General features: G+C 62.3%; 8 protein-coding genes. All 8 read left to right on the forward strand.

Annotation, left to right across the window (positions count from 1 at the left end; all coding sequences use genetic code 11):
• The first annotated feature begins 316 nt into the window (after positions 1–316).
• Positions 317–2,116, forward strand: a complete 1,800-nt coding sequence (locus MJ639_RS09060) for a type I secretion system permease/ATPase (protein ID WP_243370513.1) — start codon at positions 317–319, stop codon at positions 2,114–2,116.
• On the forward strand, positions 2,117–3,439 hold the full coding sequence (locus tag MJ639_RS09065; RefSeq protein ID WP_243370515.1) for an HlyD family type I secretion periplasmic adaptor subunit: 1,323 nt from the start codon (positions 2,117–2,119) through the stop codon (positions 3,437–3,439). It abuts the gene before it with no gap.
• A gap of 238 nt (positions 3,440–3,677) precedes the next feature.
• Entirely contained in the window at positions 3,678–5,912 is a 2,235-nt protein-coding gene (locus MJ639_RS09070; RefSeq protein ID WP_243370517.1) for an alpha,alpha-trehalose-phosphate synthase (UDP-forming), read from the forward strand.
• Positions 5,905–6,675, forward strand: coding sequence for a trehalose-phosphatase (gene otsB, locus MJ639_RS09075; protein ID WP_243370519.1), 771 nt, complete (start codon positions 5,905–5,907; stop codon positions 6,673–6,675). Before MJ639_RS09070 ends, otsB begins: the two co-directional genes overlap by 8 nt.
• A gap of 4 nt (positions 6,676–6,679) precedes the next feature.
• Positions 6,680–8,491 (forward strand): glycoside hydrolase family 15 protein, encoded by a 1,812-nt coding sequence (locus MJ639_RS09080; RefSeq protein WP_243370521.1) that lies wholly within the window; start codon positions 6,680–6,682, stop codon positions 8,489–8,491.
• 108 nt (positions 8,492–8,599) lie between these two features.
• Positions 8,600–9,532, forward strand: coding sequence for a glucokinase (locus tag MJ639_RS09085; protein ID WP_423790778.1), 933 nt, complete (start codon positions 8,600–8,602; stop codon positions 9,530–9,532).
• Between the two features lie 67 nt (positions 9,533–9,599).
• Positions 9,600–10,715 (forward strand): succinylglutamate desuccinylase/aspartoacylase family protein, encoded by a 1,116-nt coding sequence (locus tag MJ639_RS09090; protein ID WP_243370525.1) that lies wholly within the window; start codon positions 9,600–9,602, stop codon positions 10,713–10,715.
• 452 nt (positions 10,716–11,167) lie between these two features.
• Positions 11,168–14,959: a peptidoglycan-binding protein gene (locus MJ639_RS09095; RefSeq protein WP_243370526.1), complete on the forward strand. Its 3,792-nt coding sequence runs from the start codon at positions 11,168–11,170 to the stop codon at positions 14,957–14,959.
• Positions 14,960–15,107 lie beyond the last annotated feature (148 nt).

Raw genomic sequence — 15,107 nt, forward strand, 5'->3', positions numbered from 1 at the left:
CCTCCTCTCCAAATAGAGGGGAAGAAGAAGTGCCATAAAAAGGGCCAAAACAAACGAGAGTTAGTGTTGACACCGGCACATGAAATATGGTTACAAATAGGGTGTCGTAACGGAAGCGCGAGCTTTGGGGGTACTCACACGCCACGTGAGCTGAAGCACACGATTAATCATTACCGCGCCTATATCCATCTCTGCGGCCCAGAGAGCACACGGGCCATCGCAAGATGATAAGCATCATGCTAGGATATAACCGTGCGTGATGGCACTGCAACTTAACGGTGTACCGGTTGTCCGGCCCATCGATGGAAAGAAGAATATGAAGCAGTCATCGAGAAATCGGGAAGAAAGCACAGAGGTCCAAGACGCTCTTAAAGCGTGTTTGCCTTCCTTCACCGGCGTGGCCGCCTTCTCTGCCGTGGTCAACATCCTGGCGCTGAGCGGCTCCATCTACATGCTGCAGGTCTATGACCGCGTGCTGTCCAGCCGCAGCATTCCGACCCTGATCGGCCTTTCCCTCATCATCCTGGCGGCCTATGCCCTGTCGGGCGGTCTCGAAATGCTGCGTGGCAAGATGCTGGCGCGCATCGGCGCCCGCTTCGACGAGATCCTGGCGCCGCGCGTGTTCGACTTGGTCGCGACCATGCCCCTCAAGGGCGCCAAGCAGACCGAGAGCATGCAGCCCATCCGCGACGTGGACACGATCCGCGGCTTCCTGTCGGGCATGGGTCCCACGGCCCTCTTCGATATGCCCTTCATGCCGATCTTCCTCATCGGCTGCTTCATGATCCATCCCTGGATCGGTGTGTTCTCCGTCATCGGCGGCGTCTGCATCATCCTTCTGACGATCTACACCGACGCCAAGAGCAAGGAACCGTCCTACAAGGTGACGAAGAGCGGTGCCGAGCGTCAGGCCATGGCCGACACGAGCCGCCGCAATGCGGAAGCAATCCGCGCCCTCGGCATGCTCGGCCACCTCGGCAAGCGCTATGACGAGATTCACGTCACCCACGTGAACGACGGCCTTGCCACCAGCGAGTCGACGGCCGGCATCAGCGCCTTCGCCAAGGTGTTCCGCATGGTGCTCCAGTCGGGCATCCTGGGCCTCGGCGCGCTGCTCGTGATCGAAGGTCAGATGTCGGGCGGTCTCATGATCGCCGGCTCGATCCTGATGTCCCGCGCTCTCGCACCGATCGAAATCGCCGTGGCGAACTGGAAGGGCTTCACCGCTTCCCGCCAGGCCTATCGCCGCCTGCAGCACATCATGACGCTGGTGCCCGCACAGGGACAGCGCATGCCGCTGCCCGGCCCGAAGACCACCATCTCGGTCGAAGAGGCCTTTGTCGCGGCTCCCGGCGCGCAATTCCCGATCGTGCAGGGCGCTTCCCTCACGCTGAAGGCAGGCCAGGGCCTGGGCCTGATCGGCCCCAGCGCATCCGGCAAGTCGACTCTCGCTCGCGCTCTCGTCGGCGTGTGGCCCACCATGCGCGGCGAGATCCGCCTCGATGGCGCTGCGCTCGACCAGTGGGAGCCGGACAATCTCGGCCGTCACATCGGCTACCTGCCGCAGGATGTGGAGCTGTTCGAAGGCACCGTTGCCGAGAACATCTCCCGCTTCCAGGCGGACGCCAAGCCGGAGGATGTCATTTCCGCCGCCAAGACGGCCGGTGCGCATGAGCTGATCCTCAATCTGCCGGACGGCTACGACACCAAGATCGGTGAAAGCGGCGCCTCCCTGTCGGGTGGTCAGCGCCAGCGCGTCGCCCTTGCCCGCGCCCTCTACGGCAACCCGTTCCTCGTCGTTCTCGACGAGCCGAATGCCAGCCTCGACGGCGCCGGCGACGAAGCCCTCAACAACGCCATCCTTGCCGTCAGGCAGCGCGGCGGCGTCGTCGTGGTCATCACGCACCGCCCCGCCGCTCTCGGCCAGGTGGATCAGGTCGCCATCATGGAAGAAGGCCGCATCAAGGCCATCGGCCCGCGCGACGAAGTTCTGCAGAGCGTCATGAAACGCAACACCGCACCGCAGCCGCAGCAGGCACCCACGGTGCGCGTGCAGCCGGCTCAGGCTCAGGCCCCGGCACAGGCGCAGGCAGGAAGCCTGCGGGAGGTTGGTTAAATGCTTATCCTACAAAAGCCCGAGAAACCTTCGCTCCACCAGAAGGTCCTTCGCCAGTCCACCAAGGCAGGCATTGCGATGATCGCCCTGTTCGCAGGCACGATCGGTCTGTGGGCGGCAACATCCACCCTGTCGGGCGCGGTCATGGCCGGCGGCCAGTTCGTCGTCGACTCGAGCGTCAAGAAGATCCAGCACTCCGTCGGCGGCATCGTCGGCGAGCTGAAGGTGAAGGACGGCGACCGCGTCAAGGAAGGCGATCTCCTGATCCGTCTCGACGAGACCGTGACCCGTGCCAACCTTCATGTGGTCACCAAGCAGCTCGACGAGTTCATCGGTCGTCAGGCCCGCCTCGAGGCCGAGCGCGATGGCGCGTCGCAGGTCAAGACGCCGGCCGAGTTCGAAGGCCGTCTCAACGATCCGGCTGTCCAGAAGATCATGTCGTCCGAGCGCACGCTCTTCGACGCCCGCCGCGCAGCGCGCGATGCGCAGAAGGACCAGCTCAAGAAGCGCATCAGCCAGTCTCATGACGAGATCACCGGTCTGAAGGCTCAGCAGGAAGCGAAGGTCCGTGCGGCCGAGCTGATCGTGGATGAGCTGAAGGGCGTTCGCGACCTTTACCAGAAGAACTTGGTTCAGCTCCCGCGCCTGAACGCACTCGAGCGTGATGCCGCCGACATTCAGGGCCAGCGCGGCCAGCTGATTGCGGCCGTGGCTCAGGCCGAAGGCCGCATCGCGGAGACCGAGTTCCAGATCATCCAGATCGACGAGCAGATGCGCGCCGAGGCGATGTCCGAACTGCGCGAGATCCAGAGCAAGATCGCCGAGTACACGGAGCGCCGCGTGGCGGCCGAGGATCAGCTGAAGCGCATCGATATCCGTGCGCCCAGCGACGGCTACGTGCATCAGCTGAACGTGCATACCATCGGTGGCGTCATCTCGCCGGCCGAGCCCGTCATGCTCATCGTTCCGACGAACGACAAGCTCGAGCTCGAGGCCAGGGTCCTGCCTCACGAAATCGACCAGGTGAAGTTGGGTCAGAAGGCCACGGTGAAGGTGCATGCCTCCAACGCACGCAACATGCCGGATCTGCATGGCAAGGTCAGCCGCATCTCGGCCGACGTGTCCCGCGATCAGCAGAGCGGCGTGACCTTCTATACGATCCGTGTGGAACTGCCGCAGGAGGAGATCAAGCGCCTCGAAGGCCTTCACCTCATCGCAGGCATGCAGGCGGAAGTCTTCGTCGAGGTCAACGAGCGGACCCCGCTCCAGTACTTCTTCAAGCCCATGAAGGACCAGATCGCCCGCGCCTTCCGCGAGCACTAAGCCTTCCTGAGCGATTGTCTCAAGAGCCGCAGCCGGTCTTCAAGCCGGCTGCGGCTTTTTTATTGTCTCCCGCACCTCACCACTCGACGATGGAACCTGGAAAGTTCCGGCAAGAAACCCATAACAGGGACGGGCATCGCCCGTCCGATGCTCCGGCGGAATGAAGAATATCGAGAAATTTCCGATACTTAGCTTTTCGCCTCTTTGAGTCGTGTTCAAGTTTTGGGGTCATTGAGGTTTGAGGATCATCTTTCGTTTTGGGGGTATCGCGCTGCTCGTGGCGGCCATCGTCATCCTGGCCGTCCTGCCGTTCGCCACGTCCTTCGTCGAGCAATGGACCAGGCGGGATGTGGAGCTTCGCTCCCGGCTGGTGTTCAACTCCGCCAGGGATCAGGTGATCGGGCTCCTGACCCGCAACGAGACGGATCGGCTCGCAGGCCTCTTCGAGCGCATCGCCTCCGATGAGCGGGTTCTCGCCATCGGCTATTGCGACGGGGAAGAGCTTCGCTCGCCCACACGCGGCATGCCGGCCTCCTTCGCGTGCGAGAAAGCCGCACGGTCCGACAGCGAGAGCTTCTCGACGATCACGAGCGAAGGCCGCGATATCCTGGTCAGCTCCTTTCCCCTCAAGGTTTCCGGACGAACCGGCCACCTCGTTGTGCTGCACGACCTGAGCTACGCGGACCAGCGCGGCGGCGAAGCGCGGAACTATCTCTTCCTGGCGCTGGCCGGCGTCGCCTTCGGAGCGGCGGCTCTCGCGGCCCTGATCGCGGCCTTCATCATGCGTCGCTGGCTCGCCTCCATCAGGCAGGCGCTGGACAATGCCCGCGCCGGTGCTGCTGGGCACCCCGAGCAGGAGAACATCATCCCGCTGGGACAGGAAATCCGCGACGTGCTCCAGGAGCTGGAATCATCGCGCCGCACCATCGACGCGGCTCACACGGATTGGAATCCCGATACGCTGCGGGCCGCTTTGGCCAATGAACTGTCGGGATCGGAGGTGATCGTGGTCTCGAACCGCGAGCCTTATATCCATAACCAGGGCAAGGATGGCGGGATCTCCCTGCAGATTCCCGCAAGCGGTCTCGTTTCCGCGCTCGAGCCTGTGGTGCGCGCCTGCGGCGGCACGTGGGTCGCCCATGGCAGCGGCACCGCCGATCGCGAGACGGTGGATGCCAATGATCGCGTGCCCGTGCCGCCAGCCCATCCCACCTACACCCTGCGCCGCGTCTGGCTGACGGAGGAGGAGCAGGACGGCTATTATTACGGCGCCGCCAATGAAGGTCTCTGGCCGCTCTGCCACATCGCCTTCGTGCGGCCGATCTTCCGCGAGCAGGATTGGCAATATTATCGCTCTGTGAACGAGAAATTCGCGGATGCGGTGGTGGCGGAAGCCAAGAGCGAGGACCCGATCATCCTCGTGCAGGATTATCATTTCGGATTGCTGCCGCGCATGATCCGCAATCGGTTGCCGCAGGCCACCATCGTGACCTTCTGGCACATTCCCTGGCCGAATGCGGAAACCTTCGGCATCTGTCCCTGGCGTGAGGAAATCATCGACGGACTTCTGGGCTCATCGATCCTCGGCTTCCACACGCAGGCCCATTGCAACAACTTCCTGGATGCGGTGGATTCGTATGTAGAAAGCCGCATCGACCGGGAGCTCGATTCCGTCACCTATGGCGGCGAGGAAACGCTGATCCGTCCCTATCCCATTTCCATCGAATGGCCGCCGACGGCGCTCGAAGGACAGAAGCCCGTCGAGGAGTGCCGCCGGATCGTGCGCGAGCGGCTCGGCCTTCCGCCCGAGATGCGCATCGGCGTCGGCATCGAGCGTTTCGATTACACCAAGGGCATTCTCGACCGCATGCAGGCTATCGACGCCCTGCTCACCGACAATCCCCAATGGAAAGGCAATTTCGCCTTCGTCCAGGTGGCCGCGCCCACACGCAGCAAACTCGCGAATTACCGCCAGCTTCAGGAAGAGGCGGAAGCGCTCGCGCGTGAGATCAACGAGAAGCACGGCATGCCGGGATATGAGCCGATCAAGCTTCTCGTCCGTCATCACGAGCCGGACGAAGTGTTCGAGCTGTTCAGGGCGGCGGATCTGTGCATCGTGTCGAGCCTTCACGACGGCATGAATCTCGTGGCGAAGGAATTCGTGGCGGCGCGCGACGACGAGGAGGGCGTGCTCATCCTCTCCGCTTTCGCCGGAGCCTCGCGTGAATTGTCGGAAGCACTGATCGTCAATCCGTATAACGCCCATGCGATGGGGCTGGCGATCAACCGCGCGCTCACCATGCCGCAGCCCGAGCAGCGTGAACGCATGCGCCTCATGCGCGATCAGGTGAAGGAGCGCAATGTCTATCGCTGGGCCGGGCAGATGCTGCTCGCCGCCTCGCGCCTGCGCAAGCGGCAGCGCATTCGCCGTCTGGTGTCCTCCGGGCGCAAGCGGGCCGCCGCCAATGTCTGACGCATCTCTTCAGCCCGAGGATGCGGGATCACGCTATGCGCTCTTTCTCGATTTCGACGGCACGCTCGTCGACATTGTCGAGCGCCCCGATGCGGTGGTGGTCGATCAGGAACTGCCCGCAACGCTCGCGCGCCTTCAGGACAGGCTCGGCGGCGCGCTCGCCATCGTCAGCGGCAGGCCGGTCAGCTTTCTCGATCCGCGCTTTCTGCCGTACCGATTCGACACGGCGGGTCTGCATGGTCTCGAGCAGCGCATCGCTGGCCAGCTGCATCTCTGCGATCCGGAGGAGCATCCTCAGCTGCGCCGGATGATCGGGCGTCTGAGCGAGGCCGTTGCCGACAAGCAGGGCGTTCTGATCGAGGACAAGGGTTGCTCGGTCGCCGTCCATTGGCGCATGGCGCCGCAGGAAAAGGACTTTGCGCTTGCCATGGCCCATGCGGCGGTCGAATCGCTTGGTGGTGAGTACCGGCTGCAGCACGGCAAGGCCGTTGCGGAAATTCTTCCTTCCGCTGCCGGCAAGGGCAAGGTGATCGAGCGGTTCATGCATGAGGCGCCGTACAAGGGACGCATTCCGATCTTTGTCGGAGACGACTTGACGGATGAGCACGGATTCAAGACGGTCAATGCCCGCAACGGCCTTTCCGTGCGCATCGGCGCAGGCGAGACCATTGCCAAGATTCGCCTGGGAACGCCTGCTGACTTGCGACATTGCCTGTCATCATGGGCGTCGGATGGCTCCTTTCCTTTCAATGTGGATGATTGATCACATGAGTTCGTTGGACCTTGCCGTTATCGGCAATTGCATGATCTCGGCCCTGGTGGATCGCCGGGCGCAAATCGTCTGGAGCTGCTTTCCCCGGTTCGACGGCGACCCGATATTCTCCACCCTTCTCGATTCTCCCGAAGGACAGACGGATGCGGAGCAGAAGGGCGTGTTCGCCATCGACATGGTGGGCATGGTCAGCTGCGAGCAGAGCTATATCGAGAACACGGCCGTTCTCGTTTCGCGCATGACGGATTCGTATGGCAACATCATCGAGATCACGGATTTCGCGCCGCGCTTCAAGCATTTCGACCGCACCTTCCGTCCGCCGATGCTGCTGCGCCGCGTCACGCCGCTGAAGGGCCGCCCGCGCATTCGCGTGCGCCTGCGGCCGCATTACGAATGGGGCAGCTGCATGCCGACGACGACGCGCGGCAGCAACCATCTGCGCTTCGTCGGCCCGCATTCTTCGCTGCGGCTCACCACCGACGCGCCGATCTCCTATGTGCATGAGGAGAGGCCTTTCGTTGTTGAACGACCCATGTCGTTCTTCTTCGGTGAGGACGAGCCGCTGCGCTCCGAAGCGGACACGACCGCGCGCGAGTTCCTCGACAGCACCATCGATTTCTGGCGCGACTGGGTGCGCTCGCTTTCCATTCCGTTCGACTGGCAGGAAGCGGTGATCCGCGCCGCCATCACATTGAAGCTCTGCAACTTCGAGGAGACGGGCGCCATCGTCGCGGCGCTGACCACATCCGTTCCGGAAGCCCCCCACACGCAGCGCAACTGGGATTACCGCTATTGCTGGCTGCGTGACGCCTATTTCGTGATCCAGGCGCTGAACCGCCTCGGCACCACGAAGACGATGGAGGAATACCTCACCTACATCACCAACATCGTCGACGACATGGATGCGATCCCCAACCAGAAGGACATGCCGCCTCTGTTCAGCATCACGCGCTCGCCCGATCTCGAAGAGCGCGAGGCGACCGCGCTTGCGGGCTATCGCGGCATGGGCCCGGTGCGCGTGGGCAACGCGGCCTATACGCAGGTGCAGAACGATGCCTATGGCAGCATCGTCCTGGCCTCCGTGCACGCCTTCCTCGACAAGCGCATGATCCGTCCCGTCGGCAACCGCGCGCTGTTCGCGCATCTGGAGAAGCTGGGGCACCGCGCCATCGAGGTGTTCGACCAGCCCGATGCGGGTCCCTGGGAGCTGCGCACCAAGGCGGCCATTCACACTTTTCCGAGCGTGATGTGCTGGGCGGCTTGCGACCGCCTCGCCAAGATCGCGGGCGCCATGGGCCGTGAGGATCGAGTGGCCTTCTGGCGCGAGAATGCCGACCGGATGCACCGCATCATCGACGAGCAGGCCTATAACCCCGAAAAGGGCACCTTCGTCTCCTCCTTCGGGGGCGAGGACCTGGATGCAACCTTGCTGCTTCTCCACGAGCTGAACTTCGTGAAGCCCGACGATCCCCGATTCATCGCCACCGTGGATGCGGTGGGCAAGACCTTAAGGCGCGGGGACCTGCTGCTGCGTTATGATGTGGAAGACGATTTCGGGCGCATGCACACGGCTTTCATGATCTGCGGCTTCTGGTACGTGGATGCCTTGAACGCCATCGGGCGCAAGGAAGAGGCGAGGGAATTGTTCGAGAGCATCTTGAGCTTGCGCAATTCCTTCGGCCTCTTTTCCGAAGATGCCGACTTCACGACCGGCGAGTTGTGGGGCAACTTCCCCCAGACCTACTCCATGGTGGGTCTCATCAACTCCGCCGTGCGCTTGAGCCGGAGCTGGGAGGACGCGTTCTGACGGCAGCGGTGCCGCCAGAACCTGAATAAGAAACGATAGGCTCTCTCGATGTTTGCATTTCCTGTTCTGCTCGGGGATATCGGCGGCACCAATGCCCGCTTCGCCGTCCTGCCCGCCCCCGGAGAGCCCGTTCAGCTCCTGCCGCGGACCCTGACGGCCGATACGCCGGATCCGGTCGGCGCCATCAGGATCGCCCTTGAGGGCTACAAGGGCGAAGCACCCCGTTCCGCCATGATCGCGGTGGCGACCCGCGTGGATGCGCCGGCGATCCGCCTCACCAATGCCCATTGGGTGGTCGACGCCGAGGCCATCGGCAAGGCGCTGAATCTGGAGCGCGTGGCCCTCGTCAACGATTACACCCCCGTTGCGGCCTCCGTGACGGTGCTGAGCGAGGAGAAGGGCGATCTCGCCCCCATCGGCAGCGGACGCGCCGAAGCGGGCGCCCGCGTGGTGCTCGGCCCCGGCACCGGCCTCGGCGTCGGCGCTCTCGTTCCTGTCGAGGATAGGCTCGCCATCGTGGCGACCGAGGCAGGGCATATCGAGTTCGGGCCGTCCACGGAGCAAGAGGCGGCTTTGTGGCCGCACCTGGAGCGCGTCGGCGGGCGTGTCTCGGCCGAAGTGCTTCTCTCCGGGCCGGGGCTGTTTCGCATCGCGAAGGCGATTGCCGCCCATCGCTGCGTGGATTGCCCCTATACGAAGCCCAACGATGTGCTCAATGCCGCCCGCGAGGGCGACGAGATGGCCAAGGCCGCGCTCGATCTCTTCGCGCGCTGGCTCGGCCGCTATGCGGGCGACATGGCGCTGACTTTCGAGGCCTCCGACGGCGTGTTCATCGCAGGCGGTATCGCGCCGCGTATGGTGGATATCCTGCAGGGCGGCGGCTTCCGGGAGGCGTTCGACCACAAGGCGCCGCACGATGCCTGGGCCCGCAAGGTGCCGGCCTTCGTGATCGTGAATGCGGAGCCGGCCTTGCAGGGATTGGCTGCTCTCGTTACGAATCCCGGGCGCTTCGTGTTCAAGTCGCAAGGGTGGACGGCTTAAGGCCGCCTGACCTCGGGCCTTGAACATGGTTCAACAAACCGCCTCAAGGCCCACGCCGACAATATCCATGAAAACAGAACAGATCGCTCTTTCGCCGCTTGCACCCGGTGCCAGCCTGTCGCTCACCGTCCAGCGCTTCGGCGAAGCTGGCGCACGCCCGCGTGTTTATGTGCAGGCCTCGCTCCATGCGGATGAAATCCCCGGCATGATCGCGGCGCATCATCTGCGCGAGCGGCTGATCAAGCTCGAAGCGGAAGGCAAGATCAAGGGCGAGATCATTCTCGTGCCCTCCGCCAATCCCATCGGCCTCGCGCAGCGCGTGATGGGCAGCCACATCGGACGCTTCAACTTCGCCGACGGCATCAACTTCAATCGCGGCTATCCTTATCTCGTGCCGAAGGTAGCTGAGCGCATCGAAGGCAAGCTCACCTCCGACGCGCAGGCGAATGTGCGCGTGATCCGCGAGGCGCTTCGCGCCGAACTCGACGCGTGGGAAACGAACAACCCCACCGAGGTGATGAAGAAGGCGCTGCTGACGCTTGCCATCGAGGCCGACATCGTTCTCGACCTGCATTGCGACTCGGAGGCCGTGGAGCATCTCTACACGCATACCGGCTCGGCGGAGGAATTCGCGCCGCTTTCCGCACTCATTCGCGCGCAGGCCTATCTGCTGGCGGAGGAATCCGGCGATGATCCGTTCGACGAGGCTCTGAGCCGTCCCTGGGGTGAACTTGCGGAGCGCTTCAAGGATCATCCGATCCCGTTCGGCTGCCATTCCACGACCCTCGAATTTCGCGGCGAGCGCGACGTGAGCCATGAGCTGGGCCAGCGTGACGCAGATGCGCTTGTTGCCTATATGACCCTGCGTGGCGTTATCGAAGGCAAGGCTCCCGCCATTCCGGAGGCTCTCTGCCAACCGACGCCACTTGCTGCTTCCGAGCCCGTCCCATCGCCCGCCACCGGCATCGTCGTGTTCAAGGCGCAAGTCGGCGACCGCGTGAAGGCCGGCGACGTGATTGCGGATATCGTCGATCCGCATACCGGCGCGGTGGCTCAGGCAAAGTCTCCCACCGACGGCGTGGTTTTCGCCCGCATCGCCCTGCGTTTCGTTACGCAAGGCGCGCGTCTCGCCAAGGTGGCGGGCAACACGGCCAAACGGACCGGTAAGTTGCTCAGCGCGTAAAATGCAAAAAGAAAGGCCGCCCCGAGAGGCGGCCTTTCCATTGTCGGTTCCACGGCCCGGTAGGGCCGTTCCTTAGCGTGCGTTACGCACCAATCTCGGCAGAGGCCAAGATCCAGGTCACGGCAACCGGGGACCGTAGGTTATGACAATGAGACACTGGATCACCTCCTTTCGTTGTTGACGGGAGATCTCAATGTGGTGGCGATCCTCGGATCGCGCAACTCTCTCGCAGGGATCGCCTTTGCATCTTCACCGTGGCGCGCTGTCGCATGAACGCGCGTCATCATGGGTTCCTAGCAGATACGCATCGCTTGTCTGGTCCGGTTCTTCTTTGCATGGGAGCAGATGACGGACTTAACCTATGCAATGGCCAGGACAGGATAAATTCATATACAGCCTCCGAGTGATGACCTGAAGAATGACCGATGTGTCACGCAGGTATGGGGGCATGAGTGTTTATTCTCAAAAAAGAAATTATCCTTAGTGTTGCTGTCGGTGCGGTGCTGTCTCAATCCGTGACGCAATCCGCTCAGGCTCAGTCCAACGCGGCAGGTGTTTTCGGGTTGATCGGCGGAATGATTGCCGCCGCGCAGATGCAAGCGGCGAAGGAAGCATGGGCTGGCCTTCCGGAAATGCGCCTCTATTGCGCACAGAAAGCGCTGGCACGTCACAACGTTACCGTTCCTGCACTGATCCAGAATGGCGTGATGCCGAGCGATACCCGTTTGGCTCCCATCGGCAACGAATGCGCCAGATTCGAGCCGAGCAATCTGAAAGCCAATTACCGCTGCAACGCATTGGATGAAAACGGCGCAACCGTTGTCTCGACCTGCAATCAGACTTTCGGGCAAGTGGACAGCGCGGGTATCGCGCAGGTGATCGACGCACGCACAGCCATCGATCTCTATTTTTCGAATGGGGCGTTCCTGCTGGTGGATGTGGAAACCGATGCCGGTCGACAGCAGCGCTATCGACAGGCCGAGCGCCAGCGTCTGATCGCGGACCTGACCGCTCTGCGCGGCAGCGTGGACAATCTTCAATCCTCGCGCTCGGAAAGCGTTCGCGCGGAAGCTCAAAAGCTCGCGAAGCGGATTTCATCCGCCATGGGTCCCAAGGCGACGCTATCGGCGGGTGATGTCGAGGCAATCCGTGGCGACTACAAGGCGCTTGCAGGTTTCGCAGAAGCTGAGAACGCGCGTTTGACCGCGCTGGACAATCTCAACACGGCACGCTCGACCGCCGAGCAGAAGCTGTCGAGCGAGATTCCGCAGGAGATCCACGACGATTTCAGCGTCCTGCAGGCGAAGTACACGGAGACCTTGCAGGAGCCGCCGCCCGCCTTCTCGGTCGACCGGGCACAACTCGCGATCGGCCCGACCTATGATTGCGCCAAGGCCAAAGACCCTCTCGGAAAGATCATCTGCTCCAACAAGGAACTGAGCCGTCTGGATGTCGATCTGCTGCGTCCCTATTACGTGCTTCGCTTCAGCGCGTCGGACCAGCGCAACACCTTGAAGCAGGAGGCCGTCGCCTTCACGCAATCGGTCCTCCAGACCTGCGGCATCCCTGAGAAGGGAACGGTCCCGAACGCGGCCATGAAGAAGGCCATCCCGTGCGTCGCCGCCGAATACCGTCGTCAGCGCGATCAATGGCAGGCCCAGATGGCGCAATCCGCCCCGGTTTCCGCGCGCGAAGAGACGAGCCGCTCCCTGGACGAGCATGTTCAGCTCCAGAAGCTTCTTCAGGATCTGGGATACATCCCGACAACGGAGAAGGCGGACGGAATTTATGGTGCTGGAATGCGCACCGCGATCAGCAATTTCCAGACGGCGGAAAACATCACTGCCGATGGAATTCTGTCGGACGAGACGGCGCAGCGCCTGCTTCAGAAAAGCGCGCAGCCCGGCGCCGGCGGCAATCAGGGCGTGACGGCGCGCCTTGACGACCTTGCAAAGCAATATGCCGACCTTACTGGCCGCATCAACGGCTACATGTCGCAGCAAGCACGCAAGCGGCAGCTTCTCGAAACGGTGGCTGAGGCTGAATCCTACGCCAAAGAGAAATCCGCGCTGGCGCTGCCGGCAAAGAATGTTGCCGCGCTGACGGAGCTTCTGGGCGATGTCGAGAAGGTGAGGGCCAATCCCGAGATGGTTACTCTCGAACGCTTCGCCTCGAACTTCAAGGCGATCAGGGAGACAACCGAAGGCGCCGTCACGGTTCTCAATGCGACGACCCCCGGCAATCGTTTCGTCATGGAGGGAGGGTCGAACGACGTCATCGTTCTCTACAACGACAGCGGCAAGGCGCCCTCGCTCGTGAAGAACATGAAGGGCGATCTCGTCTTCGAGGGCGGCAAATCGAGCATCTGCCAACCTCATGACGGTGCGCCCGAGAAGAACTTCGTGAAGCTCGTCAACACACGCTTGGACTCGACAGGCCAGCAGCTCGCTTTCCCATTGTCGCGCTGCAATGCAGGCGACCTGGGCGGTTACGACCTGATCGTCATCACGCGCGGGTTGCTGCAGCAATCGGATTCTTCTTCTGACACGGCTGCGATCCTGAAGGCTGTTGATGGCGGGCTGTTCAAGTCCATGGCCGCGATCACCGATCAGGACGTGAATGCCGTTCTGCAGGCGGAGGCTGCCCGTACGCTTGAGATCGAGAAAGGAATAGAGGACGGGTCACTCAAGGGCTTCTCTCTTGTCGTTCTGAAGAACGATGCGGCGGATATGTGCTTGGCTGTTGCTGAGGGCGATCGCGAGTCTCACGAGTTGCTTCTGAAGCCGCATCAGGCGCGGCTTACGGAGGAGATGAAATCGGCCCCTGCGATGAGGCTCTCGTCCATCGAGGATGCTTTCATCGCGGCAAAGCGCGGTCAATGCGGTGCGGTCTATGCGAGCGAGAGCGATCTCAAATCCCTGACGGGAGCGCTGCGCCGCGATCAGGTCGCCTTCCGCTACCTGCCGATCCTGGTGGAGCCGAAAGAACTTGCGAAGGGGCGCGAGCAGGTTATCGCTCTCGCCAAGGAACGTGCCGAGGCGGAAGCAAGGGCGAAGATCGCCGAGCAGGAGGCCAAGCAGCGTTATGCCGAATTCCAGCAGCGTGTATCTCACGACGCATCCGGCGATTACATCCTGACTCTGAAGGATCCGGCTGCGAATGGCGATATCTGTTATTATGAGGATCCTGAGATCGCCCAGAAGGCTCTGGACTTTTTCAGGGAGCGTCTCAAGCAGCAATATCCCGCGTTCGGCATGGGCGGCCTGTTCAGGGCGGACAGCTTCGAGGCCCTTTTCAGCTCGCAGAGCTGTGGCGCCGCACTCGTGCCTGCCGGTGATTACGAGGATGTCCGGCACGTCGCGGAGCATCTTGTCGATCAGACCTTCCCCGTGGAACAGGTGAGAATCATCCGCGCCGGAGTCGATGCCCGATCCGAGGACAGGCTGAAGCCCTATCAGTCGATCTCCGACGATTATCAATGCTACAGCAAGCTCAGGAGTGCTGCGCGCGATGCCTGTCTTGCAGGCGTCGGCTACATGGCCGGGTGGCGTGAAGCCGACTCGATTCAGCTGAGAGCCGGCAAGCCGGTTGCCGAATGCTACGGCAGTGCGACGCGCCAGGCCGATTGGCTCGCCATCGGCGGATCTGTCGCCGAGCAGGTCTATTCCAGACTGCGCACGGAATTCCGCTATGACGAGAACTTGAGGAATAACGGAGGAAAGTCCCTCGTCTATTGCGACGAGGCGATTATCACGAAGGCCGAGAGGATCGGCTTCATCCCCCGTGCGCCGATGGCAACCGTCAAGAAGGCCATTCAGGGGCCGACGCTGACACGCTCGCGCAGCAGCGCCACAGAGGAAGAAGAAATCTACGGACCCTTCTCTCCCGGCATCTGGCAGTCCCGCGCCATGGGCGGACGGCCGGATGGGCAATGCGATCTGACGAAGTCCTATACCGAGTTCAAGGACGGCAAGCAGTATACCTGCAACTTAACGTCCCCGAACAAATGTGAGGTCTCGACGTCTCGCTACCGGAAGGTTGCGACGAACACCTACGCTCAGGATCTCAAGAACCACGAGCTGACACTCCGGAGAAGCGAGAACGGCACCCAGGTTACTCCGGTCAGCGTCGAGCTGACGGATATGGACGATCTGCTCAAGGGCTGGCTTACACTCTGGCACGCACAAAGCCGACTGGGGATTATGATGCTTGGCGGCTCCTACAGGTACAAGTGCAAGACTTGAGAACCGCCAAGCTTAAACCCCGCCCTGGAAGGCTCGTCGCCCGGCCAGGAATCCTGATAGACGGAGCTGCATGGGCCTAAAAGCCCAGGTTTCGGCCCATGGGGCTGCCTGACAGCTCCTTTCGCAGTTGACGGGCGGCCCCCATATG

Origin of the sequence: Microvirga solisilvae (genome assembly GCF_022808595.1) — a bacterium.
In the GTDB taxonomy this organism is placed as follows: domain Bacteria; phylum Pseudomonadota; class Alphaproteobacteria; order Rhizobiales; family Beijerinckiaceae; genus Microvirga; species Microvirga solisilvae.